Origin of the sequence: Shumkonia mesophila (assembly GCF_026163695.1) — a bacterium.
Classification (GTDB): domain Bacteria; phylum Pseudomonadota; class Alphaproteobacteria; order Rhodospirillales; family Shumkoniaceae; genus Shumkonia; species Shumkonia mesophila.
The window spans coordinates 614,823-631,548 of record NZ_JAOTID010000001.1 but is presented as its reverse complement, the minus strand read 5'-3'; the positions used below and the strand labels follow the sequence as shown (position 1 = coordinate 631,548).

15 protein-coding genes are annotated in these 16,726 nt (G+C 68.5%); 9 read left to right on the top strand and 6 right to left on the bottom strand.

All coding sequences use genetic code 11. From position 1 onward, the window contains the following. Position 1: 1 nt before the first annotated feature. From ODR01_RS02815 to ODR01_RS02805, 3 genes are all read left to right on the top strand, one after another. Positions 2–781: an ABC transporter ATP-binding protein gene (locus tag ODR01_RS02815; protein ID WP_316976068.1), complete on the top strand. Its 780-nt coding sequence runs from the start codon at positions 2–4 to the stop codon at positions 779–781. Further along, complete coding sequence (locus tag ODR01_RS02810; RefSeq protein ID WP_316976067.1) at positions 778–1,584, top strand: ABC transporter permease; 807 nt, start codon at positions 778–780, stop codon at positions 1,582–1,584. The genes ODR01_RS02815 and ODR01_RS02810 overlap by 4 nt, the downstream gene beginning before the upstream one ends. Positions 1,585–1,660: 76 nt before the next feature. Next, on the top strand, positions 1,661–2,344 hold the full coding sequence (locus ODR01_RS02805) for a lipid-binding SYLF domain-containing protein (protein ID WP_316976066.1): 684 nt from the start codon (positions 1,661–1,663) through the stop codon (positions 2,342–2,344). 13 nt (positions 2,345–2,357) lie between these two features. On the opposite strand, the gene ODR01_RS02800 is transcribed toward ODR01_RS02805, so the two are convergent. After that, positions 2,358–3,368 carry a cobalamin biosynthesis protein CobD/CbiB gene (locus tag ODR01_RS02800; RefSeq protein ID WP_316976065.1) on the bottom strand — a complete coding sequence of 337 codons (1,011 nt, stop codon included), beginning with the start codon at positions 3,366–3,368 and terminating at the stop codon, positions 2,358–2,360. 140 nt (positions 3,369–3,508) lie between these two features. Between ODR01_RS02800 and ODR01_RS02795 the strand changes: the two genes are divergently transcribed. The 6 genes from ODR01_RS02795 to ODR01_RS02770 all read left to right on the top strand — a co-directional run bounded on the left by ODR01_RS02795 (position 3,509) and on the right by ODR01_RS02770 (position 13,309). Continuing rightward, positions 3,509–4,738 carry a tetratricopeptide repeat protein gene (locus ODR01_RS02795; protein ID WP_316976064.1) on the top strand — a complete coding sequence of 410 codons (1,230 nt, stop codon included), beginning with the start codon at positions 3,509–3,511 and terminating at the stop codon, positions 4,736–4,738. Continuing rightward, positions 4,735–8,745, top strand: a complete 4,011-nt coding sequence (locus tag ODR01_RS02790; RefSeq protein ID WP_316976063.1) for a PAS domain S-box protein — start codon at positions 4,735–4,737, stop codon at positions 8,743–8,745. The genes ODR01_RS02795 and ODR01_RS02790 overlap by 4 nt, the downstream gene beginning before the upstream one ends. Continuing rightward, positions 8,742–9,134, top strand: coding sequence for a response regulator (locus ODR01_RS02785; RefSeq protein ID WP_316976062.1), 393 nt, complete (start codon positions 8,742–8,744; stop codon positions 9,132–9,134). The genes ODR01_RS02790 and ODR01_RS02785 overlap by 4 nt, the downstream gene beginning before the upstream one ends. Continuing rightward, complete coding sequence (locus ODR01_RS02780) at positions 9,127–10,953, top strand: sigma 54-interacting transcriptional regulator (RefSeq protein ID WP_316976061.1); 1,827 nt, start codon at positions 9,127–9,129, stop codon at positions 10,951–10,953. Before ODR01_RS02785 ends, ODR01_RS02780 begins: the two co-directional genes overlap by 8 nt. 692 nt (positions 10,954–11,645) lie before the next feature. Further along, positions 11,646–12,494 carry a universal stress protein gene (locus ODR01_RS02775; RefSeq protein ID WP_316976060.1) on the top strand — a complete coding sequence of 283 codons (849 nt, stop codon included), beginning with the start codon at positions 11,646–11,648 and terminating at the stop codon, positions 12,492–12,494. Between the two features lie 89 nt (positions 12,495–12,583). After that, positions 12,584–13,309 (top strand): SDR family NAD(P)-dependent oxidoreductase, encoded by a 726-nt coding sequence (locus ODR01_RS02770; RefSeq protein WP_316976059.1) that lies wholly within the window; start codon positions 12,584–12,586, stop codon positions 13,307–13,309. Positions 13,310–13,328: 19 nt separating this feature from the next. On the opposite strand, the gene ODR01_RS02765 is transcribed toward ODR01_RS02770, so the two are convergent. From ODR01_RS02765 to ODR01_RS02745, 5 genes are all read right to left on the bottom strand, one after another. Beyond that, complete coding sequence (locus ODR01_RS02765) at positions 13,329–13,643, bottom strand: hypothetical protein (RefSeq protein WP_316976058.1); 315 nt, start codon at positions 13,641–13,643, stop codon at positions 13,329–13,331. A gap of 91 nt (positions 13,644–13,734) precedes the next feature. After that, positions 13,735–13,926 (bottom strand): hypothetical protein, encoded by a 192-nt coding sequence (locus ODR01_RS02760; protein WP_316976057.1) that lies wholly within the window; start codon positions 13,924–13,926, stop codon positions 13,735–13,737. A gap of 79 nt (positions 13,927–14,005) precedes the next feature. Then, the gene (locus ODR01_RS02755; RefSeq protein ID WP_316976056.1) at positions 14,006–14,200 is read right to left on the bottom strand and encodes a hypothetical protein; all 195 of its coding nucleotides are present in this window, start codon (positions 14,198–14,200) and stop codon (positions 14,006–14,008) included. 87 nt (positions 14,201–14,287) lie between these two features. Then, positions 14,288–15,652 carry a hypothetical protein gene (locus tag ODR01_RS02750; protein WP_316976055.1) on the bottom strand — a complete coding sequence of 455 codons (1,365 nt, stop codon included), beginning with the start codon at positions 15,650–15,652 and terminating at the stop codon, positions 14,288–14,290. Positions 15,653–15,702: 50 nt separating this feature from the next. Further along, the gene (locus ODR01_RS02745) at positions 15,703–16,725 is read right to left on the bottom strand and encodes a glycosyltransferase family 2 protein (protein WP_316976054.1); all 1,023 of its coding nucleotides are present in this window, start codon (positions 16,723–16,725) and stop codon (positions 15,703–15,705) included. Position 16,726: the final 1 nt, after the last annotated feature.

Here is a 16,726-nt window from a genome sequence, read left to right as displayed (position 1 = left end):
CATGAGCGGCCCCGACACCGAGCCCGTCGTCGCGGTGACGAACCTGGTCAAATGCTTCGGCGACGTGCGGGCCGTCGACGGCATCTCGTTCACCGTCACGGCGGGCAGCACGACGGCGCTTTTGGGCGGCAACGGCGCCGGCAAGACGACCACCATCTCGATCCTGCTCGGCCTCCTGCTGCCCACCTCGGGCGAGGTCGCGATCTTCGGCGGCGACATGATCCGCCACCGCTATCGCATGCTGCCCCGCATGAACTTCTCCTCGCCCTACGTCGATTTGCCGCGCCGCCTGCTGGTGCGCGAGAACCTGACCGTATACGGCCACCTCTACGGCCTGGATAACGTCAAGGACCGCATCGCCGCGCTGGCCCGCGACCTCGAGATCGAGGCCTTCCTGGACAAGCCGACGGGAACGCTGTCGGCCGGCCAGAAGACGCGCGTCACCCTGGCCAAGGCACTGTTGAACCAACCGCAACTCCTGCTGCTCGACGAGCCCACCGCCTCGCTCGATCCCGACACCGGCGACTGGGTGCGCGGCTACCTCGAGAACTACCAGCGGCGCACCGGCGCCACCCTGCTGCTGGCCTCCCACAACATGGCCGAGGTCGAGCGCCTGTGCACCCAGGTGTTCATGCTGCGCACCGGGGTCATCGTCGATCAGGGCTCGCCGGCGGACCTCATCGCCCGCTACGGCCGCAGCACGCTGGAGGAGGTCTTCCTCGACATCGCCAGGCGCCGCCAGCCCGCCGCCGAAGAGCGCGCCCGGGAGGCCGGGCGATGAGGCCGTCGGCCTTTTCGGCACGCCGCATCGGCGCCATGGTGCTCCGGCATCTTTACATGTATCGGCACTCGTGGCCGCGCGTGCTCGAGCTTACCTACTGGCCGCTGGTCCAGATGGTGTTGTGGGGGTTCATCACCAACTTCTTCGTGTCGCACAGTTCGTGGGTCGCCCAGGCGGCCGGCGTGCTGATTTCAGCGGTGCTGCTGTGGGACGTGCTCTATCGCGCCAACCTCGGCCTGTCGGTGTCGTTCATCGAGGAGATGTGGGCGCGCAACCTGGGGCAGATCTTCATCACCCCGCTCCGGCCTTACGAAATGGCCCTTTCGCTGGTCGTCATGAGCTTCATCCGCACGGCCCTCAGCGTCGGACCGGCCGCCCTCCTGGCATGGCCCTTCTACGACGTCTGGGTGTTCGCCATGGGGCTGCCGCTACTGGCCTTCTTCGTCAACCTGCTGGTCCTGGGCTGGGCGGTCGGGCTGTTCGTCTCGGGCCTGCTGGTGCGCTTCGGGCTGGGCGTCGAAAGCCTGTGCTGGCTGGGCATCTTCCTGCTGGCCCCGGTGAGCGGCGTCTATTACCCGATTTCCGCGCTGCCGGCTTGGTTGCAGCCGGTGTCGTGGTCGCTGCCCTCGGCCTATGTGTTCGAGGGCATGCGGGCGGTTCTTTTCGACCATGTCTTCGATGTCGGCCTGTTCGCCTGGGCGGTGGGCCTCAACGTTCTCTACCTCGTCGCCGGCACCGCCTTTTTCCTGGTCATGTTCCGCCAGGCCCGGGTGCATGGCCTGCTGCTCCAGCAGGGCGAATAGGCGCCGGCGGGTGGCCTTCGGGCGGAGGGCCGTGCTAGTCTGCCGGCACCCCACCAACAACCACTGGGAGAATGGGATGAAAAGAACCCTTCTGGCCCTGGCTTTGCTGGCCGGCCTGCTGGCGGCGGCCTGCAGCCGCACGTCGTCGCCGGCCGCCGAGGCCGAGGAGTTGGTCGACAAGGCCCGTTGGACGGTCGACACCTTCAAGCAGAGGCAAGTGCCGCAGACCGCCGTCTTCCGCGATCTGCTGGCCAAGGCCCAGGGCGTCGTCGTGCTTCCCGGCGCCTACCGGGCCGGCTTCATCCTGGGCGCCGAATACGGCAGCGGCGTCATGCTGGCCCGCCAGCCGTCGGGCGGCTGGAGCGCGCCGGCCTTCTACACCCTGGGGGCCGGCAGCGTCGGCCTGCAGATCGGCGGCCAGGTGGCGGAAACCATCCTGATCCTGCGCACCCAGAAGGCGGTGCAGGCCGTGGTCAAGCATCAGGGCAAGGTCGGCGCCGACCTCGGCATCACCGTCGGCACCGTCGGCGGCGGCATGGAGGGCGCGGTGACCACCAACCTCGGCGCCGACGTGGTGGTGTTCTCGTACGCCGCCGGCCTTTACGCCGGGGGCTCCATCGAGGGTTCCGTGCTGGCCCGGCGCAACGACTACAACGAGGCCTATTACGGCCCCGGCGCGACGCCGGACGCCATCCTGTTCGGCCAGAATTTCAGCAATCCGCAGGCCGACCCCCTGCGCCAGGTGCTGGCCGCCCCCTGAGCGGCCGGTAGCGTCACGACGCCAAGCCGAGCCGCACCAGCACCAGCGCCGCCACCCATCCGGCGTTGACCAGGCAGGCGACCGCATAGAGGTAGAGGGCGCGGCGGATGTCGCGGCCGGCCAAGCGGGCGGTGCCGCCGCCGATCCAGGGGTCGGGGATCGCCAGCCCGGCGTACTGGCGCGGCCCCGCCAGGGCGACGTCGAGGCCGCCGGCCATGGCCGCCACCGGCCAGCCGAGATGGCGCGAGCGATGCCGGCCGGCGTCGCGGACCATGGTGGCGAACGCCCGCCCGGGCCTGGCGGTCGGCGCAACGACGGCAGCGAAAACCACGCAGAGGCCGGCCAGGCACGCCGGGATCAGCATCAGGATGTCGTTGAGGCGGGCCGCCGCCATCCCGAAGGCCCGGTAGCGCGGGGTGCGATGGCCGAGCACCTCGTTCATCACCGCCGCCGCCGAACTCACCGCCAGACCGGGAAAGCCGAACAGGGCATACCAGAAGGCCGGCGCCACGGCGCCGGTGCAGAACCCTTCCGCCGCCGATTCGACGGCGGCGCGGGCCACGCCGTGTTCGTCCATGCGCCCGGGGTCCAGCGTCACCAGCCCGTCAAGGGCCAACCTAGCCGCCTCCAGGTGGCCGGCTGAAAAGGCCGTGGCGACGGCGCGGACGCCCGCATAGCGCCGGCCCTGGTCGATCAGGGCGACCATCAGGGCGAGTTCGACGATCCACCCGAAGTGATGGTTTTGGCCGAGCCAGGCGATGCCCCAACCCAGCACCGCCGCCGCCGCCGCCAGCCCCAGCGCAACGATGGCGCCGCGCAGCGCGCGGTCCATTTCGCTGCGCCGTTCGCGGTTGAGCTTGGCGTCGAGCGCCGAAACCAGCCGGCGGGCCAGCCGCGACGGCACCGCCGCCAGCCGGGTGAAGCCCGGCAGCGTGGCCAGCCCGGCCTCGAGGCCGAGTGCAATCACCAGCAGCACAAGCGGATCGAAGCTCTGCGGACCGCCGAGGAGACCTAGGGAAAACATGGCGCGAGTTTGAGTGGCCGGCCGTCGTCCGTCAATGGCCGCCGCGTCGAGCCGGTTGCCACGGTCGCCCCGGCATGCGATGATACGATGTTATATTCTATGTTGTATTTCAAACGCCTAGCGAAAGGGCAGGGGCGACGATGGCGGAGTTCTTCAGCCGCGCCGTCGATTGGGTGCGCAGCCTCGCGAGCGGGTGGGATTGGACCGCCGTCAGGGACCACCCGGCATGGACGGCGCTATGGAAGACGGCGGCGAGTCCCGAAGGCGCCGCCCTGATCGCCACCACGTTCGCCGTCCTCGGCCTTGGCATTGTCGTCGGCTACCTGTGGGCGCGGCCGCGCGCCGTCGCCGCTGCGCCGACCGAGATCCCCGCCGCCGAACCGCCGGCCATGGCCTTGCCGCCGGCCCCCGATACCGCGCCGCCGCCCGCAGACGCCGCGCCGACGGCGTTGCGCTCGATCCTGCGCCAGCGCGGTTTGGCGCCGGCCGCCGTCGATGCGCGCATCGACGCCTTCCGGGCCGACCTCGCGGCCGGCCGGGCGACCCTGGACGAACTCGCAGCCGCCGCCGACCCGGCCGACGAAACCGACGTCATGGTCGCGGCGGCAACACGCGCGCTCGAGTGGGGCGACTTCGAGGCGGCGATCGACGCCCTGGACAAGGCCGGCGCCCGCTTCGGGACCGCCGGCCGCCGGATGGCCGACGCGGCGGAGAAGCGCCACCTTGCGGCGGTGCGCGCCGCCACCCTCGCCGGCGATCTGGAAATGGCCCAGTTCCGCTTTGCCGCCGCCGCCAAGCTGTTCGCCCGGGCCCTCGCTCTGCTGCCGGAGGGCTCGGACGGTCTCATCGCCACGTTGTTGACCCGGCAGGCGACGGCCATCTTCCAGGACGGGACCGTGGCCGAGGCGGAGACCTTGCTGAGGCGCGCCGTCGAGGTGACGGAACGGCTGCGTGGCGCCGCCCATCCCGAGGTCGCGAAGGCCTTGAGCCGGCTGGCCTTCGTGCGCTACGCGGCGGGCCAGCCGGCGGAGGCCGAGGCGCTTTACCGGCGGGCGCTTTCCATCGACGAGACGATCCTGGGCGGCGATCACCAGGCGGTGGCCGGCGATCTCTCCAACCTGGCGCAACTGCTGCTGCGCGGCGGGAACCCGGCGGCGGCCGAGCCGTTGTTGCGGCGGGCGCTGGCCATCCGCCAGGCCGCCCTGGCGCCGGGCGACGTCGAAGTGGCCCGCTCGGCCAGGGCCTACGCCGACGTCCTGCGCCGGCTGAAGCGCCCGGAGGACGCCAACCGTGTGCTCGCCGACGCCGCGCTGGCCCGGCGGCAGACAGCGGAGGGAAGCGGACCCAGCCTGCCGACCCTGACGCCATGAAAATATCGATCCGCATCGTCGGCCTCGTCGTCGCCGGTTTTCTGGTCACGGCGTCGGTGACCGGCGTCGCCATCCTGGCAACGTCGCGCGTCGCCGACCGTTTGACCGGCGTGACCCGCGAGGAATTGCCGCTGCTTGGCGTTCTGACGTCGATCACGGTGAACCAGCTTGAGCAGGCGGTGAGTTTCGAGAAAGCCATGCGGCTGGCCGAAACCGGCACCGCCGACGCAGGAGCCAGTGTCGCCGATTTCAGCGCCCAGACCCACCGCTTCGCCGTCCTGGGGACTCGCCTCGAGGACCAGCTTCGCGTCGCCGTCCTGATGACCCAGACGACCCTTCGGCAATCCGCAGAACCGGCGCTCCAGGACGAATTCCGCGGGCTTCTCGTAGCCTTGCACGGCATCCAGCTTACCCAGAACCGTTACGGGAGCGCCGCCCAGCGCATCTTTTTCCTGCTGGAGACCGCCAATCGGGCGGAGGCCGCCCGCCTGCTGCCGTCGATCGCCATCGAGCAGAAAAACCTCTCCTCGGAGGTCGAGCGGCTGGTCCATCAGGTGGAGAACGCCGCGACGGCATCCGCGGCGGCGGCGCTGGCGCAGGCCCATACGAACATTCTGATCATGATCGGGGTCGGTACCTTCGGTCTGGTCGTTTGCGTTTTCCTGGGGCTGGCGCTCGGACGCAGCATCACCCGCCCGATCAATCAGGTGGTGGTCGCGCTGGCCGAACTGGTGCGGGGCAACGTCGACATCCCGGTTGACCGGGGCCGCATTCCCGGCGAGATCGGCGCCATCGCCGTCGCCCTCGGGGCCTTCCGCGACGAGATCGTCAGCCGCCGCAAAACGGTCGTCGCGCTGGCGGAATCGGAGCGGCGGTTCCATTCCCTGGCGCAGGTGTCGCCGGTCGGCATCTTCTATACCGACCCCATGGGCAACTGCCGCTATTCCAACGACAAGTGCGCCGAGATCACCGGACTCAGCGAGACGGGTATGCTGGGGACGGGCTGGCAGGACGCGCTGCATCCCGAGGACCGGCATCGCGTTCTGGCCACCTGGGAGGCGTGCGCCGCCGAGGGCAAGGCCTTCGCCATCGAGTATCGGTTCCTCAAGGCCAGCGGCCATGCCACCTGGGTGATCGGACAGACGACCTCGCACCGGGACGGCGAAGGCCGGGTGACCGGCTTCGTCAGCACGCTGACCGACGTCACCGAACAGAAGACGGCCGAGCAGACGCTGCGGCATTACGCGCGCTCGCGCGGCCAGTTGCAGGACATCACGGTCGACCAGTCGCTGGCCTTCGACGAAAAGATTCGCCGCCTGCTGGTCCTGGGGGCCGAGACCTTCAACCTGCCGATCGGCATCGTCAGCCACGTCGAGGGCGACAGCTACTTCGTCGAGCACATCGTCGGCCCCGAGGGAGCGCCGCCGGCCGGCGCCATCTTCTCGCTCGGCCAAACCTATTGCGCCCACACGCTGGCCGCCAACAGCCCGACCGGCTTCGACAGGGCCGGCGAAAGCCATATCCGCGACCACCCCTGCTACCAGGCCTTCCGGCTGGAATCCTATATCGGGGTTCCGATCATGGTCGACGGCCGGCGGTACGGGACGCTCAACTTCTCGGGCCCAGAGCCGCGCGAGCGCCCGTTCGGCGAAAGCGATTTCTCGTTGATCCAGCTTTTCGCCCAGTGGATCGGTGCCGAGATTTCCCGCCGCCACGCCAGGAATGCGCTGAGAATCAGCGAGGAGCGCCTCAAACTGGCCCTCGAAGGGACCGAGGACGGCCTGTGGGACTGGAACGTGATCACCGGCGACGTCTATTTCAGCCCCCGCCTGGAAGCCATGCTCGGCTTCGCGCCGGGCGCCCTCGAACCCCGCCGTAATTTCTGGGTGAGCCGGGTCCACCCGGAGGACAAGGCGGCCGTCGAGGCGGCGCTCAACGCCCATCTGCAGGGCCGCACGCCGGTCTACGAAGCCGAACACCGCCTGCTGACCAAGGACGGCGCATGGCTGTGGGTGCTCGACCGCGGCAAGGTGGTGGAAAGGCGGGCCGACGGTACGCCGATCCGCGCCGTCGGCACCCATACCGACATTACGGCGCGCAAGCGCGCCGAAGACGCGCTCCGCGACAGCGAGGAGAGGATCAGGGCGGTCGTCGACACCATGGTCGACGGCATCATCACCATCGACGAGACGGGCATCATCGAATCGGTCAATCCGGCGGTCGAACGTATTTTCGGATTCTCGAAGCACGAGCTGATCGGGCGCAACGTTGCCGTCCTGATGCCCGAGTCGCCCGAAGGCGCCCACGCCAACGCCATCCAGAACTATGTCCGCACCGGGGTCGCCAAGGTCATCGGCAGCGGCCGGGAGTTCAGCGGCCGGCGCCAGGACGGCGCCATCATCCCGCTCGAAATCGGCATCAGCGAGATCAACCAGGGCGGCCGGCGGATGTTCACCGGCATCGTGCGCGACATTACCGAACGCAAACAGATCGAGCGCATGAAGAACGAGTTCGTGTCGACCGTCAGCCACGAGCTGCGCACGCCCTTAACCTCGATCCGCGGCGCCCTTGGCCTGGTCGTGGGCGGGGCGGTGGGCCCGCTTCCCGGCAAGGTCGGGGAACTGATCGACATCGCCTACAAGAACAGCCAGCGTCTGATCGCGCTGGTCAACGACATCCTCGACCTCGAGAAGATCGAATCCGGCAGCATTGGGTTCCGCTTGCAGCCGGCCGACCTTGGCCAGCTCATCGATACCGCCATCGAGGCCAACGTCAGCTTCGCCGGCGAATACGGTGTGGAGTACGTGGTCCGCCAACCCGTTCCCGCCACCACCGTCAACGTGGACGGCGGCCGCATCCTCCAGGTGATGACCAACCTGCTGTCCAACGCCGCCAAGTTCTCGCCGGCCGGCGGGACGGTGGACGTTGCCGTCTCCCGGCGGGAAGGATGGGTGCGCGTCGCCGTCATCGACCGCGGACCCGGCATCCCGGAGAACTTCCGCGACCGCATCTTCCAGCGGTTCAGCCAGGCCGACTCCTCGGACACCCGCAAGGCCGGCGGCACCGGGCTCGGCCTCAGCATCACCAAGACCATCGTCGAGCGCCATGGCGGGCACATCGGCTTCGACGCCACCCCGGGCGGCGGCTCGACGTTTCATTTCGACCTTCCGGTTTCCGCAACCGGGGCCGCCGCGTCGCCGGCGGCCCCGCCGGAAGCGGAGGATCCGGGGGCACTCTCGGGCCGGAAACGGGTGCTGGTCTGCGAGGACGACCCGGACGTCGCCAAGATCCTGGCCATGATCCTGGTCCAGGGCGGGATGAGCGCCGAGATCGCCTACACGGCGGAAGCCGCCCAGGCCCTGCTGGCCGAGCGGCCCTTCGACGCCATGACGGTGGACATCATGCTCCCCGGCAAGGACGGCATCGCGCTGATCCGCGACGTCCGCCGCAATCCCGCCGTCCGCGACATGCCCATCGTCGTCGTTTCGGCCCGCGCCGGAGACGCCCGCGAGCATATCGAGGCGGCGACGCTGGGCGTCCTCGACTGGCTGAGCAAACCGATCGACGAGGAGCGGCTGCTGCGCGCCGTGATGAAGGCGGCGAGCGCGGCGCCTCAGCGCAAGGCCCGGCTGCTCTACGTGGAGGACGACGACGATCTCGTCGAAACGATCAGCGACCTGCTGGAAGACAGGGTCGCGCTGACCGTCGCCTCCTCGGTGGCGGAGGCGCGGAATTGTCTTGACCGCGAGACCTTCGACCTTGCAATTCTGGACGTCAAGCTGCCCGACGGCTCGGGCATCGAGTTGTTGCCGCTGCTCAAGGGCGAAGGGCAGGAGACCATGCCGGTGATCATTTTTTCCGGCTATGCGATCGACGACGACGTGGCCCGCCAGGTGGATGCCGCGCTGGTCAAGGCGCGGGTGACCAACCGCGATTTGCTGGAGACCATCCGCCGGCTGGTCGGCAATGATGCCTTCCCCCGGGATCCAGAAAGGACCGTGGCATGACTGTTCCGCCGCTGAAGAAAATTCTCATCGTCGAAGACGATCTCGACATCCAGACGGTCGCCCGTATCGCGCTCGAAACCGTCGGCGGCTTCACCGTCGAAACCTGCGGTTCGGGCAAGGAAGCCATCGAGATGGCGCCCCGCTTCAAGCCGGACCTCATCCTGCTCGACGTCATGATGCCGGAAATGGATGGGCCGACAACGCTCCAGCACCTGCGCGCCAATCCGGCGATCGGCGCGACGCCGGTCGCCTTCTGCACGGCCAAGGCCATGCCGGCGGAACTGGAACACTATCGGAATCTGGGCTCGGCAGGCGTCATCGCCAAGCCCTTCGACCCCATGGCCCTGGCCGACCAGGTACGCGAGATCTGGAACAACCACCATGGCTGAGTCCGGTCCCGGCTTCGCCGAACGCTTCGCGGCCCTGCAATCGCAGTTCTTCGTCAAGCTCGCGGAGCGTGTCGAGGCGCTGGACGCCCTGGTCGGCGACCTCGAGAAGGCGGCGACGGCCGAGGCGGCGAAACCGGCGCTCCGCTCCATGCAGGAGATCGCCCACAAGCTGGCAGGCTCGGGAGGCATGTTCGGGGCGCCCACGGTTTCCGAGGCGGGCCGCGACCTGGAGGAGGTCTGCGAGCGCGCCGCTGCGGCCCCGGGCGATCCGCCGAACGAAGCCGGCCGGCAGCGGATCAAAGACCTTATCGCCCGCCTGCGTCGCGAGATGGACTCGCCCATCGCGGCCGCGCCCGACATCGCGGTCCCGGTCACGCCGGCGGCGCCGCGCGATTCCTTTGGCCCGGCCGTGCGGAAATGGCGGGTGGTGCTGATCGAGGACGACCCTGCCCAGGCCCGGGTGGTCACCTCGTTCCTCGCCGATTCGGACTACGACGTCGTTCATTTCGAAAAAGGCAAGACGGCGCTCGAGGAAATCGAGAGAAGGCCGCCCGACGCCATCCTTCTCGACCTCATGCTGCCGGACATCGGCGGCATCGACATCCTGCGCCGCGTTTCCAGCCGCCGGCTGCCGTGCGTCACCGTCGTCGTCACCGCCCACGGATCGGTCAACGTGGCCGTCGAGGCCATGCGGCTGGGGGCCTATGACTTCATTGTCAAGCCGTTCAACGCGGCCCGCCTGCAGGTCACGCTGCGCAACGCGCTGGAACACGACCGCCTGAGCCGCATCGTCGAGACCTATCAGGATCTCGACCGCACCTCCTATTGCGGCTTCGTCGGGTCGTCCCTGCCCATGCAGGCGATCTATCGGATCATCGACAGTGCGGCGGGCAGCAAGGCGACCGTCTTCATTTCCGGCGAGAGCGGCACCGGCAAGGAAGTGTGCGCCGAGGCGATCCACCAGAAAAGCCCGCGCGCCCACAAGCCGTTCGTGGCGCTGAATTGCGGCGCCATCCCCAAGGACCTGATGGAAAGCGAGATTTTCGGGCACGTTCGGGGCGCCTTCACCGGCGCCATCGCCGAGCGCGAGGGCGCCGCCAAGCGGGCCGACGGCGGCACGCTTTTTCTCGACGAAGTGTGCGAGTTGGACCTGAGCCTGCAGACCAAGCTCCTGCGTTTCGTGCAGACCGGAACGTTCCAGAAGGTGGGCGGCGAGAGCACCGAGGCGGTGGACGTCCGCTTCCTCTGCGCGACCAACCGCGATCCGCTGGCGGAAGTGGCGGCCGGGCGGTTCCGCGAAGACCTGTTCTACCGGCTCCACGTCATCCCGGTCCACATGCCGCCGCTGCGCGAGCGCGGACGGGACGTCCCGCTGATCGCCCACAAGTACCTGGAGGCCTATGCCGCCGAGGAGGGCAAGCGGTTCGCCCGTTTCGATTCGGAATGCGAAGCCGTTCTTGCGGCCTATCCCTGGCCGGGCAACGTGCGGGAACTGCAGAACGTGATTCGCAACGCGGTCGTGCTGAACGACGGCGACACGGTGACGGCGGACATGCTGCCGTCCCCCGTGAAGCTTCTGGCCAGCGTCGAACGATCCGCCGCCATGGCGCCGGCAGCCTCGTCCGAGGGGCCCGCCGCCACGGCCGCCGGCGCGCCGGAACACATCCGGCCGCTGGCCGAGGTGGAGCGCGACGCGATCGAGCGGGCCATCCGCATCTGCGGCGGCAACATCCCGAAGGCCGCCCACTTCCTGGGGGTCAGCGCCTCGACGCTCTATCGCAAGAAGCAAAGCTGGGAAGAAGAGCGCCCGGCCGATTAGCAGCCCAGCCTCCAGGCAATCCGGAACCGACCGTCGGCGGAAGGAAAAGGCGGGCCCGGAGCGCAAAGGGGGAGGAGGAAGATGGCTCCGGACCCGTGAGGTTCAGGAAATACGGCCTTGTGGCCGCTTTCCCCACCCTTCCGAAAAATGCGGTATGCTCTTTCGAACCGTCGCCTCCGGGGAGGCGCCGGAGGATGACTCTCTCCTCGCAACCGCCGTGCCACACGGCTCCCGTCGAAGGAATGGCGGATACGGGGGCGCCCAGGGCCCCGGAAGGGAGGGTGTCCGCCCGGTTTTTTGCAAAATGCACCGCGCTTTCGCATTTTGCAAAGATCCTGCCGCCGGCTATTGCGCCGACCGGGGGCTTTTCGCCGCCCCTTTCCCCGCCGCCTCCGGCCGGACCGGTTGCAGTTAGGGAATTCCCGAATGTTTGCCCGGGAGCGAACCCGCTAGTATTTTCGGCGAGGGAAACGCGGAATATAGGGCGCAACGTCCCGATACGTACCATCCAACCCCACCCCTCCGTGCAGGATGGCCTCCGTGTTTCCCTTCATTTTTCGTTTGTCCGATGACGGTCCGCGCGGCGGGTGTTGCGTGGGCTTTTTTTTCATGGGCCTTCGCCGACTGTCCCGACCGGCCCCGGTCTGGTAGAATTGCCTCCCGGTCTTGCCATGGCTAGGAGGCCTCCATCCATGAAGACCATTCTCCTGCCCCTCGTCGACGACGACTCGGCCACCGGCGCGATCGAAACCACCTTCCTGATCGCGCAGCGCTTCGGAAGCTACATCGAGGGACTGTTCGTGCGCGCCCCGTTGCCCGTGGTCTCGCATGGGCCGGTTCCGCCCCACTTCCTCGGCCAGTACCGCGACTTCTGGGACCAAAACGCCGAGCGCGCGCGCCGGCGCTTCGCCGCCTTCATGAACGAGCGCAACGTACCGTTTCGCGAGATCGCCGTGCGCTCGGATCAGCCGACCGCGTGGTGGCGCGAGCAGGAGGGCGAGCGGGACGCCGTGGTCGGCAGCTATGGCCGGCTGTTCAGGCTTATTGTCATCTGCCGCACGCCGCCCGAGGTGGCGCCCGATTGGATGGGCGCCTGCGAAGCGGCCCTCTTCTATAGCGGCCGGCCCGTGGTCGTCAGTTCCGGCCGTGTCCCCGAGACGGTGGGGGAAACCGTCGTCGTGGCCTGGAACGGCAGCACGGAAACAGCCCGTACCCTGGCTCTCGGCTGGCCCATCCTGCGCGGCGCCCGGTCCATTCACGTGCTGTCGGTCAGCGGCGCCTCGGGCGGCATGGTGGCCGGCCCCTCCGGCGAGGAGGTGGCGGCCCATATGGCGCGCGAAGGGCTCAACGCGACGGCCCGCACCGTGCCGGCCAAGGGGCGTTCGGCCGGCACCGCCCTGCTGGCCGAGGCCCACGCGCTGGGGGCCGACCTCCTGGTCAAGGGCGCCTTCACCCGCAGCCGCCTGCAACAGATGATCTTCGGCGGCACCACCCGCCAGATCCTCGCCGAGGCCGACATCCCCGTGCTCATCGCCCATTAGCGGCGAGGCCGGAGAGGGGATCGAGGGTTTACCTTCGGGCCGCGAGTGCCGATGATGGGCACCGCCGTCATCAACGAAGGAGAGAACCCATGGCCCCATCCCACGCCGGCCTCAGCGCCCTGGTCACCGGCGGCACCCGCGGCATCGGCCGCGCCACCGCCGAACGCCTGCGCGACGGAGGGGCCGAGGTGACCGTGACCGGCACCCGCCCCGACGGCACGCCGCCCGAGGGATGCCGCTACCTGGCCGTCGACTTCGCCGACCGCGAGGCCTCGATTGCGTTTGCCGACGTCGTCGGCGCCAAGGGCTTCGACATCCTGGTGAACAACGCCGGTACCAATAAGGTCGGTCCGTTCGAAACCTATGCGCTGGAAGACTTCGAGCGCGTCCTGCGGGTCAACCTGATGGCGCCGTTCCTGCTGTGCAAGGCGGTCATCCCGGCGATGAAGGGCAAGGGGTGGGGGCGGATCGTCAACATCTCATCCCTGTGGGGGGTCACCGCCAAGGAACACCGCGCGGCCTACGGGGCCAGCAAGTTCGCCATCGACGGCATGACCGCCTCGCTGGCCGCCGACGTCGCCAAGGCGGGCATCCTGGCCAACTGCGTGGCGCCGGGCTTCATCCGCACCGATCTGTCGGTCAAGAACCTGGGCGAGAAGGCGCTGGCCGAACTGGCGACGCGCGTTCCGGTCCGGCGGACCGGCACCGTCGAGGAGATCGCCGGCCTGGTCGCTTTCCTGACCGGCCCCGAGAACACCTACATCACCGGCCAGAACATTCTCATCGACGGCGGTTACGCCCGCAGCCGCGGGTAGGGTCCGGCCGCCGATTCGGTTACCGGCGGAAGTCGGCAATGAAGGCTTGCTTGTCCGATTCCAGTTCGAACAGGATGCGCAGGCGCTTTTTCAGAAAGTTGTCCTCGTCGATCCCGTCGAGAATGATCGTCCAGTCGCCTTCGCACCTCGGCTCCAGCCACGCCTCGATCGAGACCACCGTGCGGGCGGTGGACAACAGGACGCCATAGTGCATTTTGCGGGATTGCGGCGGCCTGTCGGGTTGCTGGCGATCCGACCCGGCGCCATGGTCCTCGGCCGACCGTGGCTCGGGCCGAACCCCGCCGCCGGAGGGGGTTTTCAGCCGATCCGACATCTTTCATCCCTGCGCGGTTTCCTTCAGTCGCGCAACGATAAAGGGTGCCCGTCCCGGCTTTCAACCCCGGTTATTCCCCTATGGTGCCGCCTCAAGCCGCCGTCAGGCCGCCGCCTTTGCCGCGCTGCCTTTTGGCCTGGGCCAGCGCCCTCAGCGCCATCGCCACGTTGACGCAGCCAAGACGTTCGTAATAGGCGGCGGTGCGCAACAGGCGGTCGATCTCGACGCTTTCCGGATCGCCATCCGGATTGCATCGCTCTTCGCCAGTCGAAACTTGGTTCACGCGGCCATTCCTTGCCAAACGACATCCACGTCCCTGCATCAAGCAAGGGATGTGCCATGGCCGGGCAGGCCCAAGTCGGTCAGTGCGACCGTTCGTCCTCGTCGCGATGGCGGGAGCGCAAATGGCGCCGCACTTCCCGCCAGACGCTGAGCGCGTAGAAGTCACCCGCCTCCTGCGAGTACAGAATGCCTTCGGTCGCTGCCGCGATGGCCTCCTCGAGGCCGTGCTCCTGAACGAGCTGCGTGGCAATCGCGGCCGGATCGTATTGAGTCATTGAAAACCCCCAGGGTGCGAAGGGGGCAGCCTGAGCGTCAAATCCGTCTTTTCTGTGGCACCGATCGGGCGATATCGCGGCAGGCGCTCAAGACGTCCCAACGCCAGCGGCAAGGCCGTGGGTCGGCGAGACCTCGTCGGAGCGGCGCAGGCGCGCCGCGCCCACCGCCACCACCATCACCGCCAACCAGGCGATGCGGTTCTGGTAGCGGTCGTTCGGGTTGGACAGCGCGCCGCACACGAAGGCGTTGCCCAGCAGTGTCAGCAGGATGGCCACCGCCAGTCCGAAGGACAGCCGGTCGCGCCGGCGCCACGCCACGACAAGGACGCCCAGCAGAAGAATCTGGGCCGCCGCCTGGACCGTCACGTGAACGCCGTTCATCGTCTTGAAGTCGATGCCGGCGTTCTGTTGCGATTCCTTGAATTCGCGATAGCCGTCGGGGTAATAGCGCCGGAGCGTGTCGTTGATCAGCCAGCCAACGTCGCGCACCATGCCGTCGCCGGTGCGGAACATCAGGGCCTGCTCGGCGGTCAGACGGGCCGCCGTCTCGATGTGCAGGAGGGGATATTCCTCCAGCGACTCGGTGATAATCTCGGTCGCCTCGCCTTCCATGGCCTTCCAGCCGCCGAGCCGGTTGGGAATGGTGTTGCCTTCCCACAGGAAGGAATTCGCGGTTTTGGGCAGGCTGGCGCGGAAGCGGCACAGCCGATAGGGCGAGCCGGCCGGGCAGTGATCGTCGAGGAAGCGCTTGGCGATGCCGTCCTGAACCAGACGGGCCAGCATCAGCATGGCCGCCGGCTGGGTGATGAAGGGCCGCCCGACGGTCACCCAGTGGATGCCGACCACCAGGCTGATCCCCATCGCCACCGTGGCCGCCGCCAGGCCGATGCGTGGCTTGAGATCCGGCCAGCGGCGGCGCAGCAGCCAGCCGAGCCCGGCCAGCGCCACCACCAGGCCCGCCGCCACCGCGATGTGCGTCGTGTGCATGGCGATGGCCCCGGCCGTGACGGCGGCGATGCCGGCGCGCCGCAGCCGGCTGAGGCGCCCGCGCTCGAAGCTCAACGAGGCAATGCCGAGAATGGCCATGCCGGTGAAGACGTCGGGCATGATCTGGCCGGCCCGCCACGGCAGGGCCGTAACCACCGACAGCAGCAGCACCAGCGGCGGCAACAGACGCCACGCCGGGCGCGGCGCGAACGCCGTCAGGGCCTCGTGCAGCATGTAGGCGACGAGAAAGGCCTGGGCCGCCGCCACCGCCCACAGCGTGCCGGCCAGCCGGCCGATGCCGGTGAACACCCCGTAGGGCATGGTGCGATACATCGGCAGCTCGCCGGTGAACGGCAGATAGACGTAATCGACGCTGTCCCAGTAAAAGAGGACGGATCCGTTCCACAGCGCCGGCACCATCAATATGCCGGTCGCCACGGCGATGGCCAGCAGCGGCGGCGCCATGCGCCGCCACCGGAGGGTCCCTTGCGTGGGCGGAAAGTCCGTGGCCCGCATCATGATGTTCTTTGCACGCTCTGTTGCCGGGGCTCCGCCTCGGAGGCGGCCGCCGGGCCGGCGTAAACCTGGCGCACGATGTAAAGCGGGCGCCGTTTCACTTCCTCGAACACCCGGCCGAGATAGCTGCCGAGAACGCCCAGGCTGATCAGCTGCACGCCGCCCAGGAAAAGAATGGCGACGATCAGGGATTCATAACCCGGGACGTCGATTCCCAGGAAGGCGACGCGGATCAGGCGAACCAGGATGTAAAGGAACGATATGCCCGAAACGGCGGCGCCAATCAGGCCCCACACGGTGAGCGGAAAGGTCGAGAAGGCGGTCAACCCGTCGATGGCGAATCTGAGCAGCGGCAGGAACCGCCACCTGGAGCCGCCGCTCGAGCGCGCCTCCTGGTGATAGACGACGCCGGTCTGGCGGAAGCCCACCCACGAGAAAATGCCCTTCATGAAGCGCGAGCGCTCGGGCATGGCGTTGATGACGTCGACCACCCGGCGGTCGAGCAGCCGGAAATCGCCGACCTCGGCCGGCAGGTTCACGTCGGACACCCGGCCCATGACGGCATAGAAGGTCCGTGCTGCCAGACGGTAGAGGCGCCCCTGGCCGGTGCGGGCGTGGCGCATGGCGTAGACCATCTCGTAGCCCTCCCGCCATTTGGCGAGAAGGGCGGGAATGGCCTCGGGCGGATGCTGAAGGTCGGCGTCGAGAACGACCACCGCCCGCCCGCGGGCCTGGCTCAGGCCCGCCGACAGGGCGCATTCCTTGCCGAAGTTGCGCGAGAAGTCGACGATGGCGATGCGCGGTTCACCGGCCCGCCGCGCCAGCAGGCGGCCCAGGGTGTCGTCGGCGCTGCCGTCGTTGACGCAGACGATCTCCCACGGCTCGCCGGTCTCCTCGAGCACCGGCACGAGGCGGGCAAAGAGGGAGTCCACGTTGTCTCCCTCGTTGTAGAAAGGCACCACCACCGACAGCACCGGAGACGTCATCCCCGGCCGGTCCGACCCATTTTCAGGCGCCGCCATG